The organism is Amycolatopsis sp. NPDC001319 (assembly GCF_042896185.1).
Classification (GTDB): Bacteria; Actinomycetota; Actinomycetes; order Mycobacteriales; family Pseudonocardiaceae; genus Amycolatopsis.
On sequence record NZ_JBIAWY010000010.1, the window covers coordinates 34,959 to 59,358 of the forward strand.

The 24,400-nt window shown below is 71.0% G+C and carries 24 protein-coding genes; 12 read left to right on the plus strand and 12 right to left on the minus strand.

The features are described 5' to 3' along the window. Positions 1-91 precede the first annotated feature (91 nt). From ACFY1H_RS33445 to ACFY1H_RS33465, 5 genes are read right to left on the minus strand one after another with little or no spacing between them, the layout of a single operon-like run. Positions 92-439 (minus strand): cupin domain-containing protein, encoded by a 348-nt coding sequence (locus ACFY1H_RS33445; RefSeq protein WP_220239106.1) that lies wholly within the window; start codon positions 437-439, stop codon positions 92-94. A gap of 28 nt (positions 440-467) precedes the next feature. Next, a complete protein-coding gene (locus tag ACFY1H_RS33450; RefSeq protein ID WP_386953119.1) occupies positions 468-1,106 on the minus strand; it encodes a DUF2848 family protein in 639 nt (212 codons plus the stop codon). After that, on the minus strand, positions 1,103-1,912 hold the full coding sequence (locus ACFY1H_RS33455; RefSeq protein WP_366587958.1) for a carbon-nitrogen family hydrolase: 810 nt from the start codon (positions 1,910-1,912) through the stop codon (positions 1,103-1,105). The genes ACFY1H_RS33450 and ACFY1H_RS33455 overlap by 4 nt, the downstream gene beginning before the upstream one ends. Next, a complete protein-coding gene (locus tag ACFY1H_RS33460) occupies positions 1,909-2,844 on the minus strand; it encodes an ABC transporter substrate-binding protein (RefSeq protein ID WP_386953122.1) in 936 nt (311 codons plus the stop codon). The genes ACFY1H_RS33455 and ACFY1H_RS33460 overlap by 4 nt, the downstream gene beginning before the upstream one ends. Positions 2,845-2,876: 32 nt before the next feature. Next, positions 2,877-4,235, minus strand: coding sequence for an MFS transporter (locus tag ACFY1H_RS33465; RefSeq protein ID WP_366587963.1), 1,359 nt, complete (start codon positions 4,233-4,235; stop codon positions 2,877-2,879). 355 nt (positions 4,236-4,590) lie between these two features. Here ACFY1H_RS33465 and ACFY1H_RS33470 point away from each other — a divergent pair, with 355 nt between their 5' ends. Beyond that, positions 4,591-6,132 (plus strand): UbiD family decarboxylase, encoded by a 1,542-nt coding sequence (locus ACFY1H_RS33470; protein WP_386953125.1) that lies wholly within the window; start codon positions 4,591-4,593, stop codon positions 6,130-6,132. 39 nt (positions 6,133-6,171) lie between these two features. Here ACFY1H_RS33470 and ACFY1H_RS33475 read toward each other — a convergent pair whose 3' ends face one another. Continuing rightward, the gene (locus ACFY1H_RS33475; RefSeq protein WP_220239112.1) at positions 6,172-6,465 is read right to left on the minus strand and encodes a putative quinol monooxygenase; all 294 of its coding nucleotides are present in this window, start codon (positions 6,463-6,465) and stop codon (positions 6,172-6,174) included. A gap of 153 nt (positions 6,466-6,618) precedes the next feature. On the opposite strand from ACFY1H_RS33475, the gene ACFY1H_RS33480 reads away from it, so the two are divergent. The 4 genes from ACFY1H_RS33480 to ACFY1H_RS33495 all read left to right on the plus strand — a co-directional run bounded on the left by ACFY1H_RS33480 (position 6,619) and on the right by ACFY1H_RS33495 (position 11,533). Continuing rightward, positions 6,619-7,260 carry a TetR/AcrR family transcriptional regulator gene (locus ACFY1H_RS33480; protein ID WP_366587968.1) on the plus strand — a complete coding sequence of 214 codons (642 nt, stop codon included), beginning with the start codon at positions 6,619-6,621 and terminating at the stop codon, positions 7,258-7,260. Further along, positions 7,257-7,577, plus strand: a complete 321-nt coding sequence (locus ACFY1H_RS33485) for a HipA family kinase (protein WP_366587970.1) — start codon at positions 7,257-7,259, stop codon at positions 7,575-7,577. The genes ACFY1H_RS33480 and ACFY1H_RS33485 overlap by 4 nt, the downstream gene beginning before the upstream one ends. A 154-nt stretch (positions 7,578-7,731) precedes the next feature. Next, entirely contained in the window at positions 7,732-8,055 is a 324-nt protein-coding gene (locus tag ACFY1H_RS33490) for a DUF3037 domain-containing protein (RefSeq protein ID WP_386953130.1), read from the plus strand. Between the two features lie 190 nt (positions 8,056-8,245). Then, on the plus strand, positions 8,246-11,533 hold the full coding sequence (locus ACFY1H_RS33495; RefSeq protein WP_386953777.1) for an error-prone DNA polymerase: 3,288 nt from the start codon (positions 8,246-8,248) through the stop codon (positions 11,531-11,533). A 174-nt stretch (positions 11,534-11,707) separates the two neighbouring features. Here the strand turns inward: ACFY1H_RS33495 and ACFY1H_RS33500 are convergent, their stop codons facing one another. The 4 genes from ACFY1H_RS33500 to ACFY1H_RS33515 form a co-directional block, all read right to left on the minus strand. After that, entirely contained in the window at positions 11,708-12,337 is a 630-nt protein-coding gene (locus ACFY1H_RS33500) for a nucleotidyltransferase family protein (protein ID WP_386953133.1), read from the minus strand. Between the two features lie 117 nt (positions 12,338-12,454). Beyond that, positions 12,455-12,733, minus strand: a complete 279-nt coding sequence (locus tag ACFY1H_RS33505; protein WP_386953136.1) for a hypothetical protein — start codon at positions 12,731-12,733, stop codon at positions 12,455-12,457. Between the two features lie 35 nt (positions 12,734-12,768). After that, a complete protein-coding gene (locus tag ACFY1H_RS33510; RefSeq protein WP_366587983.1) occupies positions 12,769-13,107 on the minus strand; it encodes a hypothetical protein in 339 nt (112 codons plus the stop codon). A 165-nt stretch (positions 13,108-13,272) separates the two neighbouring features. Further along, positions 13,273-13,902, minus strand: coding sequence for a nitroreductase (locus ACFY1H_RS33515; RefSeq protein ID WP_386953139.1), 630 nt, complete (start codon positions 13,900-13,902; stop codon positions 13,273-13,275). Positions 13,903-14,056: 154 nt separating this feature from the next. Between ACFY1H_RS33515 and ACFY1H_RS33520 the strand changes: the two genes are divergently transcribed. Beyond that, entirely contained in the window at positions 14,057-14,359 is a 303-nt protein-coding gene (locus tag ACFY1H_RS33520; RefSeq protein WP_386953142.1) for a hypothetical protein, read from the plus strand. Between the two features lie 7 nt (positions 14,360-14,366). Here ACFY1H_RS33520 and ACFY1H_RS33525 read toward each other — a convergent pair whose 3' ends face one another. Together ACFY1H_RS33525 and ACFY1H_RS33530 are read right to left on the minus strand one after the other, a co-directional pair. Continuing rightward, a complete protein-coding gene (locus tag ACFY1H_RS33525; protein ID WP_386953145.1) occupies positions 14,367-15,758 on the minus strand; it encodes an MmgE/PrpD family protein in 1,392 nt (463 codons plus the stop codon). A 52-nt stretch (positions 15,759-15,810) separates the two neighbouring features. Then, entirely contained in the window at positions 15,811-16,542 is a 732-nt protein-coding gene (locus ACFY1H_RS33530; RefSeq protein ID WP_366586914.1) for an FCD domain-containing protein, read from the minus strand. 171 nt (positions 16,543-16,713) lie between these two features. Between ACFY1H_RS33530 and ACFY1H_RS33535 the strand changes: the two genes are divergently transcribed. From ACFY1H_RS33535 to ACFY1H_RS33560, 6 genes are read left to right on the plus strand one after another with little or no spacing between them, the layout of a single operon-like run. Then, positions 16,714-17,238 (plus strand): MaoC family dehydratase, encoded by a 525-nt coding sequence (locus ACFY1H_RS33535; RefSeq protein ID WP_364046666.1) that lies wholly within the window; start codon positions 16,714-16,716, stop codon positions 17,236-17,238. Next, entirely contained in the window at positions 17,235-18,467 is a 1,233-nt protein-coding gene (locus ACFY1H_RS33540; protein WP_366586911.1) for a CoA transferase, read from the plus strand. The genes ACFY1H_RS33535 and ACFY1H_RS33540 overlap by 4 nt, the downstream gene beginning before the upstream one ends. Beyond that, positions 18,452-19,618, plus strand: coding sequence for an acyl-CoA dehydrogenase family protein (locus ACFY1H_RS33545; RefSeq protein WP_366586908.1), 1,167 nt, complete (start codon positions 18,452-18,454; stop codon positions 19,616-19,618). The genes ACFY1H_RS33540 and ACFY1H_RS33545 overlap by 16 nt, the downstream gene beginning before the upstream one ends. After that, positions 19,612-20,481 (plus strand): aldolase/citrate lyase family protein, encoded by an 870-nt coding sequence (locus ACFY1H_RS33550; RefSeq protein ID WP_366586905.1) that lies wholly within the window; start codon positions 19,612-19,614, stop codon positions 20,479-20,481. Before ACFY1H_RS33545 ends, ACFY1H_RS33550 begins: the two co-directional genes overlap by 7 nt. Continuing rightward, complete coding sequence (locus ACFY1H_RS33555; protein ID WP_366586902.1) at positions 20,478-22,589, plus strand: hydantoinase/oxoprolinase family protein; 2,112 nt, start codon at positions 20,478-20,480, stop codon at positions 22,587-22,589. The genes ACFY1H_RS33550 and ACFY1H_RS33555 overlap by 4 nt, the downstream gene beginning before the upstream one ends. Continuing rightward, positions 22,586-24,400: a hydantoinase B/oxoprolinase family protein gene (locus ACFY1H_RS33560; RefSeq protein WP_366586899.1), complete on the plus strand. Its 1,815-nt coding sequence runs from the start codon at positions 22,586-22,588 to the stop codon at positions 24,398-24,400. The genes ACFY1H_RS33555 and ACFY1H_RS33560 overlap by 4 nt, the downstream gene beginning before the upstream one ends.

A 24,400-nucleotide genomic window follows, 5' to 3' on the forward strand; every position in this document is an offset into this window, starting at 1 on the left:
GCATGACGATGGTGCTCACTGGACCGTGAACACGAGAAAGGGCGCCCGGCCGGGACCGGGCGCCCTTTCTCGTGTGTCCGCTGTGGACGGTTCAGCTCGCGCGGTAGCGCACCTCGAACGTGAGGCAGCCTTCCTCGCTCGTCCACGGGCCGTGCTCCATGCCCGGCGGGCGGCAGGCGTAGTCGCCGGCGGAGAAGGTCTTGCCGAGGCGCGTGTCGTGGAACGAGCCTTCGAGGATGTAGACCTCTTCCCAGAAGTCGTGCACCTGCACGCCGTTGGGGGTGGTGTCGGTGCCGGGCTCGAAGCGCAGGATGCGCGTCGCGACGCCGCTGTCGCCGTCGGCGGCGAGGATGCGTTCGGTCAGCTGCGGCACGACGCCCGCGCAGGGCGTGAACTCCACCGTCTTGGCGGGGAAGAACTCGTGTTCCGGTTTGGCCATGGGGGTTTCTCTCTCCAGGTGCGAGGGGTCAGGACACCGAGTAGGCGTGGGTGAGCGCGGGGCCGCCGGGCAGGGCCAGCGACAGCGTCCACGCCTTCCCGGGGACGAACTTGCCGTCGAGCAGCGTCAGGGTGCCGCAGAACATCACCAGGTCGCGCTCGGCCGGGCGGTCGAGCAGGGCCAGCACGTCGGTGGGGATGCGCAGGGCGCTGAGCGGGCCGTACTGGTAGCGCACGCCGTCCACAGTGGATTCGGCGACGATCGCGTCCCAGTCGGGGTTCTCGACCGGGACCACGGTGGTGCCCAGCGGCTTGGGGCAGGCCGCCTTCGAGTCCTTGACGCTGGAGGTCTCGATGTCGCGGTCGGTGTGGTCGGAGCCCACGGTGAGGTAGAGCTTGCCGCCCGCGCGCACGAGCACGGGCTCGACCTCGCCGGAGGTGTTGGTGCCGGCCACGGAGATGGTCGCGGCCTGCGTCGCCAGCGCCGCGTCGAGCTCGTAGAACGCCGGGACGGAGTCGGGCGGCGGCACGCCGATGGCGGCGAGCTCGTCGATGTGGTGCTTCACGGCGGCCTCGTCGCGGCCGGTGTAGCCCGCGACCACGAGGTCGAAGTCGGCGACCGCGACGGTTTCGCCCGTCCCGGCCACGGTGAAGGTGAGTGCGGTCATGCGTGCGCTCCTCGGATGGTCAGTTCGCGGTAGCTGGGGAGCCGGTCGTCGAGCACGGGGAACTGCTCGCGCGTGGCGGGGACGACGCCGGGATCGACGTCGCACCAGGTGATCCCCTCTTCGGTGCCGGCTTCGGCGAGCACGGTGCCCCAGGGGTCGACGACGCGGCTGTGCCCGCCGAGCTCGACCCCGCCCTGGGTCCCGGTGGCGTTGCACGCCACCACGAGCACCTGGTCCTCCACCGCCCGCGCGGTGGTGAACAGGCGCCAGTGCGCGAGCCGCGCCGCGGGCCAGGCGGCCGGCACGATCACGATCTCCGCGCCGGCGTCGACGAGGCAGCGCCACAGCTCGGGGAAGCGCAGGTCGTAGCACGTGGTGCCGGCGACCGCGCCGAACGGCGTCGCCACCGCGGACACGTGGTCACCGGGCTTGAGCAGCTGCGCTTCCTTCGACTGGTAGCCGAACACGTGCACCTTGCTGTAGCTGTGCACGAGCTCGCCGGCCGGGTCGAACAGCACGGCGGTGTTACGCAAGGCGCCGTCGGGCAGTCGCTCGACGAAGCTGCCGCCGTGCAGGTACGCGCCGGTCTCGCGGGCGAGCTCGCCGAGCCGCGCCAGCGACGGTCCGTCGGCCGGCTCGGCGTCGCGGGCGTAGTCGTCGAACGCGAAGTACCCGGTGGCCCACAGCTCGGGCAGCACGATCAGATCGGCCTCGGCCGCGGAGCGGACGAGCCCGGCCACCCGGTCGAACCGGGCGGCGACGGGCTCGTCCTCGGGGCTGCCGATCTGGACGAGGGCGATCTTCACGAGGCCTGCCACAGCTCGCGGGCGCCCGCGGCGACGATGTCGTCGTAGGACAGCTCGCGGTCGGTGAGCCCGGTCGCGCGGGCGAACCCGGCGAGCCCGGCGGCGGCCTCGGGGGAGATCGCCGGCTCGTAGAACGGCCCGTCCCGCTCGATCAGGCCGGCGATGAGGCCGGCCTCCATCTCCGGGAACAGCGCGGTGCCGACCTTGGTGGCCAGCGACGGGTCCCGGCGCAGCTCGCGCTGGGCCCGCAGCACGCCGCGGGTGACGGCGGCCGCCTCGTCCGGGCGTTCCGCGACCGTGCGGTCCGTGGTCATGAGCGCCGGGAACGTGTACAGCGAGTGGGCGGAGCCGTCGCGGCGGGCGTCCACCACGACCTTGCCGACCCCGCGCCGCACGGCGACCTCAGTGCCCATGCCGTTGGCCCAGAAGGCGTCGATCCGGCCTTCTTCCAGGGCCCGGGCGGCCGTGACGCCGAAGGAGACGTCGCCGGCGACACCCGCGACCGGGGCGATGGTGACGCCCGCCCCGGTCAGGTCCACGCCTTCGGCCTCGAGCAGCCGTCGCAGGCCGAGGTCGGGCCCGGGCGCGGCACCGATGCGGACGTCGTGGAGCTTGGCGAGCGTCTCGCGGGTGACGTCGAGGTCGGGCCGCACCACGAGGAACCAGTACATGTTCTGCGCGAGCGCGGCCAGCAGCTTCTGCTCGCCCCAGGTGGAGTCGGCGTAGAGCGGGGCGTGGGCGCACCCGGCGAGGTAGTCGATCCGCCCCTCGCGGAGGGCGATTGCTGCGTCGGTGACGGGGAACAGGAGTTCCCATTCCACGTCGAGACCCTCGTCGCGAAGGTACCCGAGCTCCACGGCCGCGATGGCGGGGAAGTAGGAGTTCGAGACGAGGTCGGGCACGGCAAGGCGCATGGTGGCCTTCCTGGTCAAGAAATTAACAGTACTCAAGTAATGTACTTAGCTTAGTATTTTGGGTCAAGCTGGCGCGCCAGGGGCGCCGGCTGCGGCTTCTTGACGGCCCGCAGGACCACCACGGTGATCGCACACAGCACCGCCGGCACCGCGAAGACCAGGAAGTACACCGGGAAGGGCAGCGAAGCGGCGAGCAGGTAACCGCCGATGAGCGGACCGAGCAGCCCGCCGAGGCGGCCGATGCCCAGCGCCCAGCCCAGGCCCGTCGCGCGGGCCTCCGGACCGTAGGTGGCCATCACCAGCGTGTGCACCACGTTCTGGCCGCCGATGATGAACGCGCCGGCCAGTGCGTTGAGGATGTACAGCGCGACGACCGACGAAGCGAACCCGAAGAGCACGAGGCACACGCCGCCCGCGGCGAACGCGATGGAGAGCGCCACGTACTGGTTCATGCGGTCGAGCACCCAGCCGAGCACGAACCCGCCGATCGTGGCCGCGGCGGCCTGCTCGATCGCGTAGGAGTAGCTGCCGACCAGCGACAGGCCGTGCTTCACGAGCAGCGACACCATCCAGAAGTCGAGCGCGTAGACCACGAACTGCAGGAACAGGTAGAGCAGCGAGAGCGTGAGGGTGGAGTTGCGGTAGTGCGGCGCCCACAGCGTGCGCAGCTGGATCTTGCCGTTCTCGGTGCGCGGGCCGGTGAAGAAGGTGGCGGGGTCGGCGTCTCGCGCCGCCGGCCAGATCGTCGGGAAGACCTGCTTGACGGTCGCGAGCGCTTCGTCGTACCGGCTGCGCGTCGCGAGGAACTGCGGCGTTTCGGGCACGAACCAGGCGATCAGGGCCGCGACGATCAGAGCCGCGTAGGAGATGTGGAACAGCGGGCGCCAGCCGAAGTCGGGCACCAGCAGCGTGGCGGCGATGGCGGCGAGCACGAAGCCGAACGTGAAGCAGCCGGCCGACACGGCGGTCATCCGGCCGCGCCGGCGCAGGGGCACGTACTCGCCCAGCATGGCGATCGTCGCGGGCAGCACGCCGCCCATGCCGATGGCGGCGCAGAACCGCAGGATCGCGAACTGCGTGTAGTCGCCCGCGAACCCGGCCGTGCCCATGAAAACGGCGAACACGGACACACCGAGCACGAGCATGCGCTTGCGCCCGAAGCGGTCGCCGAGCGCGCCGAGGCCGACGGCCCCGAGGAACAGGCCGATGAAGGTGAACGACGCCAGCCACCCCGCCTGCACGGGCGAGATGTGCCACTCGGCGACGATCTTGGGGAGCGCGTAGGAAAGGGACTGCAGGTCGTAGCCGTCGAAGATCACCGCGCTGCCGCCGATCGCGGCTATCGCGAGGACCCGGCGGGGCATCGGGGTTTCGGTGAGGATCTGGTCGAACGTGGCAGCGGGTCGCATCCGCGCTCCTCGGCCCGGGCGGCACCCAGCACCACGACACTCACCGGCGAGTGCGGGCGGGGGACGGGTGCCGCGGGTTGACGGGGGATTTATTTAACTTTAGTACCTGACTTGACAGCCGTAAATGATGCGGGAGACGATAGGTCGCGCCCAGGGATGTGTCAACGCCGAACTACGGGAGTACTCGCCGATCATGTGGACTCCCACCGGCCCGGAAACCGTTCCTGGCAAGGAAAATCGTGACCTCGCCGTGTCCGGACCCCTGCGGTCCAGTGGCGCGGCACGCGTTTGTTAACGGCCTCTGTAACAAGGAGTCCGTGAGTTCTTCCCGTCGACGAAAGAGGAACCGACAGCCGTGAACGACTATCCCTACGGTGACCTCCGGGAGTACCTGGCCGAGCTGGACCGCCGCGGGCTGCTGGTGCGCGTGAGCCGGCCCGTCGACAAGGACACCGAGCTGGTTCCGTTGGTGCGCCTGCAGTTCCGCGGGCTGCCGGAGGCCGAGCGCAAGGCGTTCCTCTTCGAGAACGTGACCGACGGGTCCGGGCGGCGCTACGACGGCACCGTGGTGATGGGGGCGTTCGCGTCCTCGCGGGCGGTCTACACGACGGCGCTGGCCGCGAAGCCCGACGAGGTGGCCGGGCGCTGGGCCGCGGCGCTGAGCAACCCCGTCGAGCCGGTGGTGGTCGAGACGGGACCGTGCAAGGAGAACGTCCTCACGGGACAGTCCCTCCTGGACGCCGGCGGCGTCGACGGCTTCCCGCACCCGATCTCGACGCCCGGCTTCGACCCGGCGCCGTTCCTCACCGCGCCGTACTGGGTCACGAAGGACCCGGAGGACGGCACCTACAACGTCGGTATCTACCGCGGCATGGTGAAGGGCCCGGACCGGATCGGGCTGCAGATGGACACGCCAACGCAGCACATCGCGATCCACCTCGCCAAGGCCAAGCGCATGGGCAAGAAGCTCGAGGCCGCGATCGTGCTCGGCGCGGTGCCCGCGGTCGGCTTCGCCGGCGCGCAGAAGATCCCGTTCGGCGTCAGCGAGTACGCCGTGGCCGGTGGCCTCATGGGCCGGCCGCTCGAGGTGGTGCGCTGCGAGACGGTGGACCTCGAGGTGCCCGCGCACGCGGAGATCGTGCTCGAGGGCGAGATCGACCCGGAGCACCTCGAGTCGGAGGGTCCCTTCGGCGAGGCGAGCGGCTACATGGGCGCGAAGACGACGTCGCCGGTGTTCCGCGTCCGCTGCATCACCCACCGCACGGCGCCGGTGGTGCAGGCGTTCATCAGCGAGTTCCCGCCGAGCGAGTCGACCCTGATGCGCAAGATCGCGTTCGAGAACGTGTACCTGCGGTTCCTGAAGCAGGCGTGCAACATCAACGCGGTGCAGCGCTTCGTCACGCACGAGAGCGGCACGTGCAACATGTTCTTCGTGATCCAGCTGAAGAACCCGACGCCCGGCCAGGCTCGGCAGGCGCTCTACGCCGCGTCCGGGTACGAGGCCTCGATGGGCAAGACGATCATCGCCGTGGACGACGACGTCGACCCCGAGGACCTCAGCGCCGTGGTGTGGGCGATGAGCTTCCGCATGCAGCCGGCCCGCGACGTCACCATCCTGCCGGGCAAGCTGCCGCGCCTCGACCCGTCGGCCGCCGAGGACGGCAGCCTGTCCTCGGCGCTGCTGATCGACGCCACGCGCAAGCGCCCGTACCCGCCGACCTCGTTGCCGGCCAAGGAGTTCATGGACCGGGCGCAGGACCTGTGGCAGGAACTCGGCCTGCCGGAGCTGTCGCTGGCCGAACCGTGGCACGGTTACGAGCTCGGCGAATGGTCCGACGCCGACCGGCACCGGGCGGCCGAAGCGGTGCAGGGGCGATACGCCTCGACCGAGGAGTGACGGTCTGTCCACAGTGGGCCGTCGAGGTCCACTGTGGACCTACTCGGCGACGTCGAAGAGCTCCACGGCGCGATCGTCCAGCAGGGGCACGATGCCGTCGAGGACGAGCCGCTTGAAGTGCTCCGTCTCGCGGTGCTCGGCGAACGCCTCCCGCGAGACGTAGCGCTCCAGCAGCACCACCGAGCGCGGGTCGTCGAACGAGCGGTAGACGTCGAACGCGAGGTTGCCCGGCTCGGTGCGCGCCGCCTTCGCCAGCTGCGGCACCAGCGCGGCGACCTCGTCCTCCTTGCCGGCGGACACGGTGTAGCGGGCGATCACCTGGAGCTGGGGCATGCTCGGTCTCCTCGCGGTCTGCTGTAGTGCTGGCTTCGGTTCCAGGGCGGACTGTAGCCGAGGTGCGGGGTGCGCGGCCTGGTTCTGTGGCCCGCCTCGCGCCCCTCGTTATTGAAGTCGACTCCAAATTTAGAGCGTGCCATACTCGAGCTCGTGGCCGGGCTGAGGGAACGCAAGAAGCAGCAGACCGCGCGCCGGATCTCCGACGTCGCGATCGGGCTGTTCGTCGAGCGCGGCTTCGGCGAGGTGACGATCGCCGAGGTGGCCGAGGCGGCGGACGTCTCGGAAGGCACCGTCTACAACTACTTCCGCACCAAGGAAGACCTGGTGCTGCCGCCCGACGAGGCGTTGCCGAAGCGGCTGGCCGACATCGTGGCCGGTCGCGCTGCCGGCCAGTCGGCCGCCCACGCGGTGCTCGCGCGGCTGCGGGAAGAGGTCCGCGGTCGCGAGCGGACCGTCGGGCTCACGCCCGGGTTCGGGCGCGTGCTGGCGCTGATGCTGGCGACGCCGTCGCTGGCCGCGCGGCTCGGGGACCTCGCGGGGCAGATGGTCGGCGAGCTCGCCGACCTGCTCGCCACGGAGACCGGCGCGGCGGCGGGGGATCCGGTGCCGCGGCTGGTCGCGAGCCAGATCGGCTGGCTGCACTCGCTCGTGTTCGGGGAGATCGGCGCGCGCACCGTCGCGGGCGAGGCACCCGACGTCGTCGCCGGTGTGGTCGAGGAGCTGCTGGACACCGTCGAAGGCCTGCTCGGCGAGCGGGTGCTGGGCTACGCGGTCCGTGAGGAGGACGCATGATCGAGCGGGTGCGGCTCACGCGCTACGTCTCGCCGTTCCGGGAGGGCGGTTCGCTGCCCGGCCTGATGGAGGCCGACGACGAGGGCACCTACGTGGTCAAGTTCCGCGGCGCCGGGCAGGGGCCGAAGGTGCTGGTGGCCGAGGTGCTGTGCGCCGGGATCGCCGGGCTGCTCGGGCTGCCGGTGCCGCGGCTGGTCGAGGCCGAGCTGGACGCGGCGTTCGGCCGGCTCGAGGGCGACCCGGAGGTGCAGGAGCTGCTGCGCGCGAGCACCGGGCCGAACCTCGGCGTCGACTTCCTGCCGGGCGCGTTCGACTAGTCCACTTCGCCAGGCGAAGCCGACCAGCACGTGCTCACCCGCAGCGTACGGCCGCGTCGGGAAAGCACCCGCGCCCGCACGGTTGTGGTGGAACGTGAGCGCGGCGCCGTGGTCGATGAGCACGGGTTTGCGGTGCCACCACAGCAGGTTCGGCTTGCGCCACGACCGGTCGACGTTGTTGACCAGCGCGTCGAACCACAGCACGCGACTCGCGAACTGCGCGTCAACGGGGAACGCGCGCACCGAGCGGCGCCTGCACGCCCTCGACCCCGCCGCCGACGCGGACATCGTGCGTGCACTGCTCACCGCCATCGCCGCCGGCTGCACCGATGCCCCCGACGCGGGCCGCCACTTCCGCTGGCTCACCGCGCCCCGCAGCACGGTCGTCCGCGCGGGCCCCGTCCACACGGGCTTCGCCGCCGACCCGGCCGCGGAACTGGAGCGGCTGCTGACCGCGCTGGTCCGCCCGCTCACCTGAGGGCCTCGAAGCGGCACCGGGGGACCGGTCCTCGCCACGAGTCGAGGTATGGTGGCATTCGAACACCTGTTCCCATCCCGGGTTCGGGTCCGGACACGCTGTCTCCCCGCGGCGGTTTCACGCGAGCGAGGACAGTGCGGTGGACCAGCAGGACCAGCAACACCGGCGAGGCGGCTTCAACAACCCCCTCATGCGGTGGGCGGAACTGGAGCGGATCGCGGCGGGGCGGGCGCCCGTGCGGGGTGACGGCGGGGACTCGCCGGCGTGGTCGCGCAAGCGGGAGGGGTACCGGGCGCCCGAGCGGTTGCGGCCGTGGGCGGACGTGGAGGCCGACGTGCGGCGGGTGCCGTACGCGGAGCTGCACCTGCATTCGTACTTCTCGTTCCTCGACGGTGTCGCGTCGCCGGAGGCGCTCGTCGAGGAGGCCGTGCGGCTGGGGCTCGACGCGCTGGTGCTCACCGACCGCGACGGGATGTACGGCGCTGTCCGGTTCGCCGAGGCCGCGCGCGAGGTCGGGGTGCGCACGGGCTACGGCGCGGAGCTGTCGCTCGGCCTGCCGGCGCCGCAGGGCGGGGTGGCCGACCCCGTCGGCACGCACCTGCAGGTGATCGCGCGTGACCTCGAGGGGTACCGGCGGCTGTGCTCGGTGATCTCGCGCGGGCAGCTGGCGGGGGAGAAGGGCCGTCCGGTGCTCGCGCTCGACGACGTCGCCGACGAGCTGCGCGGCCACGTCCTCGTGCTCAGCGGCTGCCGCAAGGGCGCGGTCCGCAGCGCGCTCGCGCGGGGCGACGACGCGGGGGCGGCCACGGCGCTGCGGACGCTGGCCGAGCGGTTCGGCCGGGAGAACGTGGCCGTCGAGCTGCTGGAGGAGGGCCTGCCGCTCGACGCCGTGCACAACGACCGGCTCGACGAGCTGGCGCGCGAGCTGCGGCTGCCGACGGTGGCGTCGAACAACGTCCACTACGCGCGCCCCGAGCAGGCGCGCCACGCCGCGGCCGTGGCGGCGATCCGGGCGCGCCGGTCCGTCGACGAGCTGGAGGGCTGGCTGCCCGCCGACGGCACGGCGTTCCTGCGCAGCGGCGCCGAACAGGCCGGCCGCTTCGCGCGGTACCCGGGCGCGGTGCAGCGGGCCGCGCTGCTCGGGGTGGAGTGCGCGTTCGACCTCGCTTTGGTGGCCCCGGAACTGCCGCCGTTCGCCGTGCCCGAGGGGTTCGCCGACGAGGACGACTACCTGCGCCACCTGACGTTCGAGGGCGCCGCCGCGCGCTACGGCGGCCGCGCGGACAACCCGAAGGCCTACGCCCAGCTCGACCACGAGCTCGCGGTCATCCGGCAGCTCGGGTTCCCCGGCTACTTCCTCGTGGTGTGGGACATCGTCAGGTTCTGTCGGAAATCGAACATCCTCGCCCAGGGCCGGGGTTCGGCCGCGAACTCCGCGGTGTGCTTCGCGTTGCGGATCAGCCACGCCGACCCCGTGAAGTGGGGGTTGCTGTTCGAACGGTTTCTCGCCCCCGAGCGCGACGGCCCACCGGACATCGACGTCGACATCGAGTCCGACCGGCGCGAGGAGGTGATCCAGTACGTCTATGCGAAACATGGTCGTTTTCACGCGGCCCAGGTTGCGAATGTCATCACTTATCGTTCGCGTTCTGCCATCCGAGACGCCGCCAAGGCGCTCGGCTACTCGACCGGCCAGCAGGACGCGTTCGGCAAGCGGGTGGACCGCTGGTCGTCCGTCGCGAGCGGCTCGACGCCGGGGGAGCAGGGCCACGAGATCCCCGACGACGTGCTGGAGTGCGCCGCCTGGCTGGAGGACACGCCGCGGCACCTGGGCGTGCACTCGGGCGGCATGGTGATCGCGAAGACGCCCGTCTCCGAGATCGTGCCGGTGGAGTGGGCGACGGCGGCCGACCGCAGCGTGCTGCAGTGGGACAAGGACGACTGCGCCGCGATCGGGCTCACGAAGTTCGACCTGCTGGGTCTGGGCATGTTGTCGGCGCTGCACTACATGATCGACCTCGTCGCCGAGCACCACGACGTCCACATCGGACTGCACGACCTCGACCTCGCCGACCCGGCCGTGTACGACATGCTGTGCGAGGCCGACGCGGTCGGGGTGTTCCAAGTGGAGTCCCGGGCGCAGCTCGGTACCCTGCCCCGCCTGCGGCCGCGGAGGTTCTACGACCTCGTGGTGGAGGTCGCGCTCATCCGGCCGGGGCCGATCCAGGGCGGTTCGGTGCATCCGTACATCCGGCGCCGGCGAGGTGAGGAGGAGTGGTCGCACGCGCACCCGTTGCTGGCGCCGGCGCTGGAGCGGACCCTGGGCGTGCCGCTGTTCCAGGAACAGGTGATGCAGATGGCGCGTGACGTCGCGTCGTTCACCGCGGCCGAGGCCGACCAGCTGCGCCGGGCCATGGGGGCCAAGCGTTCCAGCGAGAAGATGCGCCGGCTGGCGGGCCGCTTCTTCGAAGGCGCCGCGGCCAACGGCGTGGCGCCCGACCTCGCCGCCCGGATCTTCGAGCAGATCCACGCCTTCTCCGGCTACGGTTTCCCCGAGGCGCACTCGATGTCGTTCGCGCTGCTGGTGTACGCGTCGGCGTGGTTCAAGCGCTACTACCCGGCCGCGTTCTGCGCCGGCCTGCTGCGCGCGCAGCCCATGGGTTTCTACAGCCCGCAGTCACTCGTCGCCGACGCGCGCCACCACGGCGTGGTCACGCGCTCGCCGGACCTCAACCTCTCCCTGTCGCACGCGACACTGGAGTCCTGTTCGGACAGTACCGGCGGCGTCGCGATCCGGCTGGGTCTCGCCGGCGTCCGCTCGGTGGGCCAGGACGTGGCCGACCGCATCGTCGCCGAACGCGACGCCGGCGGGCCGTTCGCGTCCATCGGCGACCTGACCGAACGCGTCCAGCTCGCCCGCCCGGTCGTCGAATCCCTCGCCACGGCAGGCGTTTTCGGCGACCGCCGCTCGGCGCTGTGGGCCGCCGGCCCCGCGTCGGCCACGCGGCCCGACCACCTGCCCGGCCTGTCGCTCGGTCACCACGCGCCCCCGCTGCCCGGCATGACGGCGTTCGAACTGGCCACCGCCGACCTCTGGGCCACGGGCATCACGCCCGACCGCCACCCCGTCTCGTTCCTGCGCAGCCACCTCGACGCCCTGGGCGCCCTCCCGGCCGCCTCACTCCTGTCGGTCCCCGACGGCACCCGCATCCAGGTCGGCGGCGCCGTCACGCACAAACAACGCCCCGCCACCGCCGGCGGCATCACGTTCCTCAACCTGGAAGACGAGACGGGCATGACCAACGTCATCGTCTCCGTCGGCGTGTGGCGCCGCAACCGCCGCCTCCTGCAGAACCACTCGGTGCTCGTGGTGCGCGGCATCGCCCAGGTCGGCCAGGGCACCGTCTCGGTGGTGGCGGACCACCTGGCGGCCCTGGACTTGACGGGCCTGGCCCAGAAGTCACGGGACTTCAGGTGAGGCCGGGTGTTCCCGCGGAAACGAGGTGGGCCACTGGTGCGGGCTCGTGCTTGACGCCGGTGACACGTTGGTCACCCTCGCGACGGCGGAGGCGCTGCTCCGGCGCCAGGACTCGGCTGGGCTCGCAGTGGCCGCCACCGCACTCGCCACCGCTGACCGTCATGCTCGTCGGGATCAACCCGATCCTTCACCCGGCTCAGAACGACTGACGTTCGGCCAGGGCAGGACCGTGAGCTCTGGCCACTGCCGGCGCCAACGACTGGTCTTCGCCTCGAAGACATCGCGTGGTGCCAGGATCGGGTTGGGCCGGACGATGAGGTTGAACACGTCGGACAGCCCGTGCGGCGCGTACACGCGCCAGTGCCCGCCTGGTTCGAGGCGGACCCCCAGGCAGCAGGTGGTCGCGGCGAAGGAGTCGATCGCGTCCTCGGTGGAGGTGTGAGCAGGACATGGCGTCCCGAACTTCTCCTCGTACCAGAGATGGACGCGTGCCTCGTTGCGGATCTCCACCTCGGCTGGGATGTCGGCGAAGACCTGCCTCGCCGACTGGATCACCGCGTCCTCCGCCTCCCACGACAGGTCGGTGGCGTCGAAGTAGAACAGGTCGTAGTCTTTGATGCCGTTGCCGGGCGCCCGGTCGGTGACTGCGTTCCAGACGGTCTGGAACAGACAGCCTGCCGTGAGATACCAGCCGGGCAGCCCCAGCGACACCGACCGGGACAGCACCTCCGTGAGCACCTCGTTGCGGGAGAGCACCTTTCGGAAGGCGTCGAGTTGTTCGTCAACAGGTAGTTGGCTGATCACCGCCTATGCCTACCACCTGCGCGGCTGGGTGGGCGGACACGCGTCAACGACCGGACGGCACACGACCTCGACTGGCGCGACTCGGGCCAGGTGTTTGGTCTCCCGGTGCGCCGACGGTCAGCAGAACCACCCGGCCTGGACCCAGCCGCGCTTGTTGACGTGGCCCATGGCGTAGCCTTCGGCCCAGCCGCCGCTGGGGGAGTAGCGCGAGAGTTCGAAGTGGTCGCCGCTGTAGAGGGTGCCGATGATGACGCCGGCGGGTTCGTTGCGGACGTAGAGGTCGGTCGCGCAGATCTCGTACACCGTGCCGGCGGAGGCGGCCGGGGCGAGGCCGACCGCGGCCGCCGCGGCGAGCGCGGTGGCGGCCAGGACCTGGGCGGGGCGGGGAATGGGCATGGTTCTCCTGTTCCGGGGATTCGGGGGGCGACGGCTCAGTCGAGGCTGAAGCAGCTGCGCAGCAGGAAGCCCCACTTGCTCTTGCCGTGCCAGAAAACGTCGGCCGAGTAGTGGTCGGCGGTGATGTAGCGAACGCCGATGTAGTTGCCCTGCACCAAAGTGTCGATCGGGTCCGAGTGCCCCTGGCCCGAGGTGTAGTTGCCGAAGAGTGTGGCGGTCGCGCACGTGATGTGCGCCGGCCGGGTGGGCACCCACGGGTCGGACAGCGTCCCGCTGCCGCTCTGCGCGCTCGCCTGCGCCGGCACGACCCCCAGGCCGGCGGCCCCCAGCACCAGCACGGCCACCGCCAGGGCGCGACGAGGAATGAACCGCATCATCCGTTCCTTTCCGGCCGGGACGACACCGGCCGTGAAAAGAAGTACCAAACCCCTGCGGCGAAAAGGAAGACATCCGGTGGACCCCGCGTGGACAGCCGGGCGGCGTCGGGCGTTCGGCTGCGGCCCGGTACTGCGAACGGACGATTGCCGGCCGGAAACCCGCTAGCCGCCGACGAACGTCACCGTCTCCTCGAGCGGCGCCCGCCCCGTGCGGCCGAGGTCGACGGTGATGTCCTCGTGGCCGAGGGACATGCCGCAGAACAGGATGAGGTCCGCCGGCGGCGAGACGATCTCGGCGACGGTCTTGTGGAACTTCGCCCACGCCATCTGCGGGCAGCTGTGCAGCCCTTCGGCGCGCAGCAGCAACATGACGGTCTGCAGGAACATCCCCGCGTCGGACCACTGCGGCCGGCCCATGGTGGGGTCGAGGTAGCAGAACAACGCGGCCGGGGCGCCGAAGCAGTCCCAGTTCGCGGCGGCGGCGCGCTGGCTCGCCTCGACGTCCTCGCGGGAGATACCGAGCGCACCGTAACGCTGCTTCCCGAACGCGGCGCGCCGCTCGGCGTACGGCGACTTCAGCGTGGCCGGGTACTGCTCGTACTGGGCCGCGTCCCACGGGTCCCGGGTCGCGATCCGCTCGCCCGCGCGCTTCTTCAGCTCCGCCAGCGGCGCCCCCGTCACCACGAACACCTGCCACGGCTGCAGATTCGACCCGGACGGCGCCGCGCGGGCGGCCGCCAGCACCCGCCGAAGCACCTCCGGCGCCACCGGCTCGTCCGTGAAGCCCCGCACCGCCTACCGGCTCGTGACTGCCTCGTAGACGTTCATCGCCTCGCCCCCCTTGGTATCTGGTGAGATAGTGTCAGTCGACACTATCTAGAAGGCAGCCTCCGGCCGTGTGAGGACGCTTACGCGATCACCGCGATCCGCCGGTCATACTGTGCTCGTGAGCGACTATTCGTGGCCTGAGCACGGAGACCGCGTGGCCGAGTGGGCGCGCGCCACTTGGGATGTCGCTGTCGCACGACTGCCCGTCGGCGCCCGGATCACGGGCTCGGTCATCGCACGTCAGCCCTTCGGCGTGTTTTTCGCGGTCGACGAAGTGCCTGGCGCCCTCGCCCTGGCCGAAGTCACCGGTCTTCCGGACGGCGGTGAGCTTCCGGTTCTTTCGGCTCACGTCACCGGCGAGGTCCTCGGGCACCGGCACGACAACCACCAGATCTACGCCCGAGTCACCCACGTGGACTGATCCACCGTCATTCGACGCGCGAGCAAGCCTCCCCGAACTCCAGGGCCGAGGTCGTGTCGTCCGTGCCCAGAGCCAGAACGGCGGAGCGAACCCGTGCGGCAGTGGCGTCGTCGACCACCAGGGCCATGTTCTCGGCGTACTTGGCCGATATGTCCTCACTGGACAGTGGCCGTTCGGCATGCCCGCGGTTCACCTGTTCCCGCCGGAACAACCGGCGCCCGTCTCGCAGTGTGACTTCCACCGCGGCCGAGTAGGCGTCCGGGAATCGCGACTCCGGGTCGTCGGCGAAGTCCACCCGGTCGGCGACCGCGTGGATGGCCGGGTCGTCGAGCGAGGCCGGCGTGAACTCCGCCAGTGTGAGCCGGCCGCGGGTCAGGCAGGCGCCCGCGATGTAGGGCACGCTGAACTTCGCGTCGTACAGGTCGCGGGGGCGGCGTTTGCGTTCCGCGGGCTCGAAGACGGCCGCCGCGGCGGTGGGGTGGACGAGGCAGCGGATGTGCTCGACGTCGTCGGCCGTGAAGCCCTCGGTTGCGCGCAGGGCGAGCAACGCGTCGGCGAAGCCGTGGCTGAAGTGGCAGCTCGGGTAGGGCTTCACGCCCGTCGTGAGGAGTTCCCAGCGGGAGCCGAGGCCGTCGGTCAGCGCGTCGGGATCCCAGGAACGCGCGCCCAAATGCGTGGCGTAGAGCCCGTAGCGGCCCTCGTACACCCGGCCCGGGCCCGGCCACCCCGCGCGGGCGAACGCCGCCGCCGTCAGGCCCGACGCGGCGGCCCAGCCCGGGTGCAGGCGTTTCGTCCACGCGCCGTCCTCCAGGAACTCCAGGATTCCCGACGCCATCGAGCCCACGATCTCCTGCGCGCCCGCGATCCCGGCGGCGTCGAGGCCGCCGAGCTTCGCCGCGGCCACCGCGGCGCCGAACGCGCCCGCGACACCGGTCGGGTGGAAGCCCGCGTCGTGGAAACCGCCGTGCGCCGCCAGTCCGACGCGGGCGCTCACCTCGATCGCCAGCACGTACGCCACCAGCAGCTCCCGCGCGGTGCGCCCGGACGCGATCGCGGCGGCCAGCGAAGCGGGCAACGCCGAAGCCGACACGTGCACGATCGAGCCGATGTGCGTGTCGTCGAAGTCGTGGCCGTGCACGAGGATCCCGCCCAACATCGCGGCGTCGCGCGCGGGCAGGCGGTCGGGGAGCGCGAGCACGGGCTGGTCGCCGGAGCCCAGGAACGAGAACGCCTCGCGGGCCTTGCGCGCGAACGGTTCGTCCGCCGCGCAGAACGCGAGCCCCACCGCGTCGAGGGCGAGGTGGCGCGCCTGCTCGACGACGGCGGCGGGCAGGTCTTCGAACCGGACGCCGGCGGCGAACTCCCCGAGCCGGCCGGCGAGCGTGGTGGTCGGGTGCATGCCCAGCAGTGTGCAGTGCCCGCCGCCCCACCGCAAGGCATATGTCGGACGTTTAGTCTTCCATCTTCTCGTACAGCGGCCGCAGGCTGTGCAGGTGCTCGCGCGTGAGCCGCTCGGCCGCGTCGGCGTCGGCATCGGCCACGGCGCGGTGGATGTCGACGTGGTCGGCGTCGACCTGGTCCCACACGTCGCGCGGGATGCGGTCGCGGTGCAGCCGGCCGCGCAGCACGTCGTTGATCGGGCGGCACATCAGGTGCAGCAGCGGGTTGCCGGTGATGGCGACCAGCGTCGTGTGGAAGTCCCAGTGCACGACGAACCCGCTCGACGGGGCCAGCGCGGACGTGCTCGTCGTCGCCCCCGCCAAGGACTCCAGGCCCGCGGCGTCGGCCCGGGAAGCCGCCAGCCGCGCGGCCAGCGGCTCCAGGATCAGCCGCGCCTCGAGCAGGTTCTCCACGGTCATGCCCTGCGCGTTCACCAGTAGCCCCAGCGCCCCGCCGAGGTTCTCGGCGACGCTCAGCGCGTCCGGGCTCGACACGAAGGTCCCGCCGGTCGCGCCGCGCGTGGTGTCCACCAGGTGCTGGCTCGCGAGCAGCCGCAGCGCCTCGCGCACGGTACTGCGGCTGACGCCGAACAGCCGCGCAAGCTCGGCCTCGTTGGGCAGCCGCGTGCCGGCGGTCAGCTCACCGGTCAGGATCTGGTCCTTGAGCTGGTCGGCCACCTGGCGGTACGCCGCCTGGACGCGGCGCACCCGCAGGCCGGCCTGTGGGCCGGCGGTCTCGGTCATCGGTTCCCCCTCGGTCGGAAAAAGCGTGGTCCTCGAAGCGTAGGACATCGGGAACGAGCGTGGCACCAGCTGAGCGATTTAAATGTCTGAGGTATTGCCAACCGCAGGTCCGATGCGCATACTTCAGCGCAGATTCCCACCCGCCGACTCCCCGGAGGTGCCGTTTTGACGGTGCACGACGGCCGGCAAGGGCGCTACTACGAGGACTTCGCCGTGGGCGACGTCTACCGCCACCCGCTGGGTCGCACGATCAGCGAAGCGGACAACACGTGGTTCACCTTGCTCACCATGAACACCCACCCCGCGCACTTCGACGCGCACTACGCCGAGCGCACGCCGTTCGGCCGGATCCTGGTCAACTCGGGGCTCACGATCGCGATGCTGCTGGGCCAGAGCGTCTCGGACATCAGCCAGCGGGCGATCGCGAACCTCGCGATGACCGACGTGCGGCTCACGCATCCGGTCTTCGTCGGCGACACGCTCTACGGCGAGTCGATCTGCACCGCGAAGCGCGAGTCGGCCTCGAAGCCCTACGCGGGGCTCGTGTCCGTGCACACCCGCGGCCTCAACGGCGACGGTGACGAATGCCTGTCGTTCGACCGCACTGTGCTGGTGTACAAGCGATCCGAGGCCGACGCCATCGACTCGTTCCCCACCGCGAAGTCGGGACCGCTGACGCTGGGGGACCGCGCATGACCCGCCCCCTGCCGCTCGCCGACGTCCGAGTGCTCGCCGTGGAGCAGTACGGTGCCGGCCCGTTCGGCTCCGTGCACCTGGCCGACCTCGGCGCCGAGATCGTGAAGATCGAGGACCCCGGCACCGGCGGCGACGTCGGCCGCCACACCCCGCCCTACGCCGAGGACGGCGATTCGCTGTTCTTCGAAGCCTTCAACCGCAATAAACGGTCCGTGGTCCTCGACCTCACCGACCCCGCCGGCCGCGAGGTCTTCGAGGAGCTCGTGAAGGTCAGCGACGCCGTGTACTCGAACCTGCGCGGCGACGTGCCGGCGAAGATGCGCATCCGCTACGAGGATCTCAAGCACCTCAACCCGAAGATCGTCTGCTGCTCGCTCTCGGGTTACGGCATGACCGGCCCGCGCAGCGCCCAGCCCGGGTACGACTACCTGTTGCAGGGCCTGGCCGGCTGGATGTCCGTGACGGGTGAGCCCGACGGCCCGCCCACCAAATCGGGACTGTCCATGGTGGACTACACCGGCGGGATCGTGGCCGCGCTCTCGATGGTCACGGCCATCCACGCCGCCCGCCGCGACGGCGTCGGCACCGACTGCGACGTGAGCCTCTACGACACCGCGGTCGGCATGCTCACCTACCTCGCGACCTGGCACCTCAACCGCGGCTTCGAACCCGGGCGCACGCACCACTCCGCGCACCCGAGCCTGGTGCCGTTCCAGAACTTCGAGACGGCCGACTCGTGGGTCGTCATCGGCTGCGCGAAGCAGAAGTTCTGGGATCGCCTGGTGGCGGCCGTCGGCTCCCCGGCGTGGGCGGCCGACGAGCGGTTCTCGACGCCCGCCGGCCGCTACGCCAACTCGGCGGAATGCCTGGGGCACCTGGAGAAGGAGCTCCTCACGCGCACCACGGCCGAATGGCTGTCCGTGCTCGAACCGGCCGGCGTGCCGTGTGCGCCGATCAACACGATCCCGCAGGCGCTGGTGGAAGAACACACCGCGGCCCGGGGTCTCGTGGTGACAACCGAACATCCGCGGTTCGGTTCCGTACACCAGGTCGCCTCGCCCGTGCGCGCCGGCGAGCCGCGGACGGAGCACCACCGGGCTCCGTTGCTGGGCGAACACACCGCCGCAGTGCTGAGCGAGCTGCTCGGCACCTCCGAAGCGGACTACCAGGCGCTCGCGAGCCGAGGCGCCTTCGGAACGGACAGGAGCGCGCCGTGGATTTCACGCTGAGCCCCGACCAGGAGCAGTTCCGCGCGATCCTGCGCGACTTCGTCGACACGGAGATCGTGCCGGTGGCCCGCGACTGGGAACACGAAGGCCGCTACCCGGCCGAGATCGTCGCGAAGATGGCCGACCTCGGCCTGTTCGGGCTGATGATCCCCGACACCTACGGCGGCGGCGAAGCCGACTTCGTCTCGTTCACGCTGATGTTCGAGGAGATCTCACGCGGCTGGATGGGCATCGCCGGGATCCTGGGCAGCCATTCGCTCGCGTGCTGGATGCTCGCCCGGCACGGCACCGCCGAGCAGAAGCAGCGCTACCTGCCGGAACTGGCGACCGGGCAGCGTCGCACCGGCATCGCGCTGACCGAGCCCGACGCCGGCACCGACCTGCAGGGCATCCGCACCACCGCGACCCGCGACGGCGAAAGCTACGTGGTCAGCGGCACCAAGATGTGGATCACCAACGCCCGCCACGCCGACCCGTTGCCCGTGCTGGTGAAAACCGATCGCACCACCACACCGGCGCACAAGGGCATGAGCGTGCTGCTCGTGGACGCCGATTCGCCCGGCTTCCAGGTGACCCGGGACATCCCCAAGCTCGGCTACAAGGGCACCGAATCGTGTGAGGTCGTGCTCGACGAGGTCCGCGTGCCGGCGGCGAACCTGCTCGGCGGCGTGGAAGGCCGTGGGCTGCAGCAGGTGCTCTCGGCGCTGGAGGTCGGCCGCCTCAACATCGCCGGCCGCAGCCTCGGCATCGCTCAGCGCGCGTACGACGAGGCCCTCGCGTACTCCGCGCAGCGCAAGGCGTTCGGCAAGCCGATCGCCGAGTTCCAGGCCACGCAGATCCGCCTCGCCGAGATGGCGACGCAGCTGCAGGCCGCCCGGCTGCTCACCTACTGGTCGGCGTCCTCTTTGGACCGCGGCGAACGCTCCGACCTGCAGACGGGCATGGCCAAGCTGTTCGCCTCCGAGGTCGCCCTGCAGGCCGCGCAGGACTCCATGCGCGTGCACGGTGGTTATTCCTACTCCACGGAGTTCGAAATCGAACGCCTCTACCGCGACTCGATCCTCATGACGATCGGCGAGGGCACCAGCGACGTGATGCGCACTGTCATCGCGAAGTCGCTCATCGCGGGCAAGGGCCGGGTCGGGTGGTGACCCGCAGCGGGCTGTTCTGCCCCGGCGACCGCCCCGACCGCCTCACGAAGGCGGCCGCGGTGGCCGATGCGGTGATCGCCGACCTCGAAGACGCCGTTGCACCGCAAGCGAAAGCCGGCGCGCGGACGGCGGTGGCGGCCTGGCTGCGCGAACGGCCGGACCTCGCGCCGCGGACGTGGGTGCGGGTCAACAACGACCACCACCTCGAAGCCGACCTCGACGCCGTCACCACGCTGGGCATCGCCGGTGTCGTCCTGCCGAAAGCCGAGCTGGCGGCCGTCGCCGAGGTCACCGCGCGCACCGAGGTCCCCGTCTTCGCCCTGGTGGAGACGGCGAACGGCCTGCAGGAGCTGCCTGAACTCGCCCGCCACCCGGCCGTGACCCGGCTCGGGCTGGGCGAGTACGACCTCGCCGCGGAGCTCGGCACCGCCGCCCCGAGCCTCACCGAGAACACCGGACCACTCGCCTGGGCGCGGGCCCAGGTCGTGGTGGCCTCGGCCGCGGCCGGTCTCGCCCCGCCACCCGCCGCCGTGAGCGCGGAACTCGACGACCCCACCGGGTTCCGCGCCGACACCCTGGCGCAGCAGCGCGCCGGGTTCTTCGGCCGCCTGTGCGTCCACCCCGCGCAGGTCGCCCTCACCCACGAAGTCCTCGTCCCCACCACCGAGGAAGTCACGCATGCGCAGGACGTCCTGCGTGCGCTGGAAAACACCGAAAACGCCAAGAACACCGGGAACACCGGGAACACCGGGGTCGCCGTGGTCGCGGGACGGATGGTCGACGCGGCCGTCGTCCGCCGTGCCCGCCGCGTGCTCGCCCTGGCCGAAGCAGCCGATCAGCTGATCGAGGAGGACCAGCAGTGAAACGCATCGGAGTCGACGTCGGTGGCACGTTCACCGACCTGATGTACTGGGACGAGGACGGTGCCGTCGCGGTGCACAAGGTCCCGTCCACCCCGCACGATCCCGCACTGGCCACCATGGACGGGGTCCGGCAGCTGAGTGAGCGCCTCGGCATCGCGGTCTCGGACCTGGACCAGTTCCTGCACGGCACCACCGTGGCCACCAACATCGTGCTGGAGCACAACGGCGCGGACGTCGGCCTCATCACCACCGAGGGCTTCCGCGACATCCTGCACATCGCCCGCAAGAAGCGGCCGCTGAACTACTCGTCCTACCAGGACCTGCCGTGGCAGAAGTGGCAGCTCGTGCGCCGCCGCAACCGCCGCGTGGTGCCCGAGCGCATCGACTCCTCGGGCGCGGTCCTCGTGCCGCTCGACGAGGACGCCGTGCGCGAGCAGGTCCGGGTGCTGCGCGACAACGGCGTGCAGGCCATCGCGGTCTGTTTCCTGCACTCCTACCGCAACCCCGCCCACGAGCAGGCGGTGAAGCGGATCATCGAGCAGGAGTACCCCGACGTGTTCATCTCGCTCTCGAGCGAGGTCGCGCCGCAGTACCGCGAGTACGAGCGCTTCTCCACCACTGCGCTCAACGCGTTCGTCGGCCCCAAGGTTTCGCGCTATGTCGACAACCTCGCGAACACGACCCGTGCGGCCGGCGTGCGCGGCGAGGTCGGCCTGATGACGTCGGCCGGCGGCCTGATCACCGCGCGCGGCGCCGTGGACAACCCGGTGCTGCTGCTCACCAGCGGCGTCGTCGCCGGGCTGCTCGGCGGCTGCGCGATCGGTGAGGCGTCGGGCTTCCCGAGCGTGATCACGCTCGACGTCGGCGGCACCTCGGCCGACATCGGCGTGGCGCCCGACGGCAAGCTGCGCATGAAACACCTGCTCGACACGCGGATCGGCGACTACCACGCCATGGTCCCGATGGCCGAGGTCGACACCATCGGCGCCGGCGGCGGCTCGATCGCGTTCATCGACGAAGGCGGCATGTTCCGCGTCGGCCCGCGCAGCGCCGGCGCGACGCCCGGCCCCGCGTGTTACGGCCGCGGCGGCACCGAGCCCACGAGCACCGACGCCATGGTCGCGCTCGGCTGGCTGCGTGCCGACAGCTTCCTGTCCGGCACCATGGAGGTCGAACCGCAGCTCGCGGTGAAGGCGATCGACGAGCACATCGCCGAGAAGCTCGGCACGTCCGTGAGCCACGCCGCCATCGGCATCTTCCAGATCGCCGCCCACGCGATGACCGAGGCGATCAGCCTGCACTCGGTGCGCAAGGGCTACGACCCGCGCGACTTCTCGCTCGTCGCCGAGGGTGGCGCGGGGCCGCTGTACGCGTGGCACATCGCCGAACAGCTCGGCATCCCACGCGTGATCGTGCCGCACCACCCGGGCATCGCGTCGGCGATGGGCCTGCTGGCCACCGACATCCGCAGCGAGACCCCGGCGACGGTGTGGACCTCCTCGGCCGACCCCGACCTGGCGCGCATCACCGCGGAGTTCGACCGGCTCACCGCGCACGCCGTGGAGCAGCTCGGCGCCGACGGCCTCTCGCCCGAGGACGTCGTGATCGAGCGCAGCCTCGACTGCCGCTACATCGGCCAGGGTTACGAGCTGCGCGTGCCCGCCCCGTCCGGGGAGATCGACGCCGACTGGGTGGCCCGGGCGGCCGCGGCGTTCCACGATGTTCACGAACGAACGTATCTGCAGCGGTTCGACGACAAACCGGTTCACCTGGTGAACGTGCGCGTGACCGCCGTGGGCAAGGTCGGGCACGTGCCGCTGGCCGACGTCGAGGCGGGCGGCACCGACCCGTCGGCCGCGGTGAAGACCACCACCGACGCGGTGTTCTGGTCCGGCGCCGGCGAAGCCACGCCGTTTCCCACCAAGGTCTACGACCGTGCGCGGCTCAAGGCGGGCAACGTGCTCGAAGGTCCCGCGATCGTCGAGCAGTTCGACTCCACGACCATCATCGGCCCCGGTCAGCGCGCCACTGTCGACCGCGTCGGCCACCTCGTCATCGACACCGCCGCGGCCCAGCCCGGCCGAGCCATCGAAGGAGGCCAGCGGTGACCGCTCTCGACCCCGCCGGCGTTTCGCTCGCCGGAGTCGCCCCCGGCGACTTCACCACCGTCGACGTCGACCCGATCACCCTGCGCGTGATCGGCGGCGCGCTCAACTCCATCGCCAAGGAGATGGCCCAGATCCTCTACCGGATGGCGTACTCCAGCCTCATCCGGGAATCGGAGGACCTCGGCGCCGGCATCTTCGACGCCAACGGGCGCGAGCTGTGCGAATCCGACTCCACGCCGATGCACTGCGGCTCGATCCCGGCCTACATCCGCGGCATCAACCGCAAGCTGGCCGGCACCTACCGGCCCGGTGACGTGGTGCTGCACAACCACCCGTACCACGGCGCGGCGCACTCGCCGGACTACGGGATCATGATCCCGATCTTCTTCGGCGGCAAGCACATCGGCTTCGCGGGCTGCACCGGGCACGTGTCCGACATCGGCGGCAACTTCCCCGGCCTGTGCATGGACGTGGTCGACGTCTGGGCCGAGGGCAAGCTCATGGACGCGGTGAAGATCTACGACGGCGGCGTGCGCAACGAAGCCCTGATCCAGCACATCCTCGACAACGTGCGCACCCCCGAACAGAACGCCGGTGACCTCGAAGCGCTCATCGCGTGCGCTCGGCTGGGGGAGCGGCGCTTCCTCGAACTGCTGGAGCGCTACGGCCTCGACGTGGTGATGTCGGCGGCCGACAAGTGGATGGACTACTCCGAGGACATGCTGCGCCGCCGCATCCAGGAGATCCCGGACGGCAGCTACGAAGCACCGTTGTCCTTTTTGGACGACGACGGCAAGAACCGCGACGTCCCGCTCAAGGTCGCGGTGACGGTGAAGGTCGAGGGCAGCGACATCGTCGTCGACCTCACGGGTTCCCACGAGCAGGTGCCGACCGCGTTCAACGTGCCGTTCGAGGGTTCGGTGCTCCCGACCGTCGCGTCCGCCGTGCGCACGCTGCTGCTCGACGAGGCGCTGACCGAGGAGTTCGTGCCGCAGAACGACGGCTGTTTCCGCCCGGCCAAGGCGTACGCGCCGGAGGGCACGCTGTTCAACCCGGACTTCCCGGCTTCGTGCTTCGCGCGGTTCTCGCAGATCAACCGGATCTTCGACTCGATCAACCTGGCGCTGGCCGACGTGCTGCCGGACCGGGCCGTCGCGGGCTCGTCGGCGGCGCTGTGCGCGATCGCGTACTCCGGCCTGGCCGCCGACGGGCAGTCGTACTGGGTCTACATCGAGATCAACGAGGGCTCCTACGGCGCGCGCAACGGCAAGGACGGCCTCGACTGCGTCGACGCGCTGATGGCCAACACCCGCAACAACCCCATCGAAGAGCTCGAGCTCAACCACGCGATGATCGCGGAGCGTTACGAGCTGCGCGACGAGCCGCCCGCACCCGGCCGGTACCGCGGGGGCATCGGCAGCATCCGCAAGTGGAAGATGCTCACCGACACGTTCATCGGCTCGGAGGCGGACAACCGCACCGACCCGCCGCGGGGTCTCGCGGGTGGGCACGACGGCGTCGCGGGGTCGTTCGTGCGCAACGCGGGCACCGAGCGTGAGGAACTGCTGTACTCGAAGGTGACCCAGGAGAAGTGCGCCGCGGGCGACACGCTGGAGATCAAGCTGCCCTCCGGCGGCGGCTACGGCGACCCGTTCGAGCGGGACGCGCGCGACGTGCGCGAGGACGTGCTCGACGACTACCTCTCGGCCGCCGACGCCCGCGAGCACTACGGCGTGGTGCTCGACGCGCGGACACTGGCGCTCGACGAGGAGGCGACGGCCCGCGTGCGCGGGGCGCGGACGGGAGGCTGA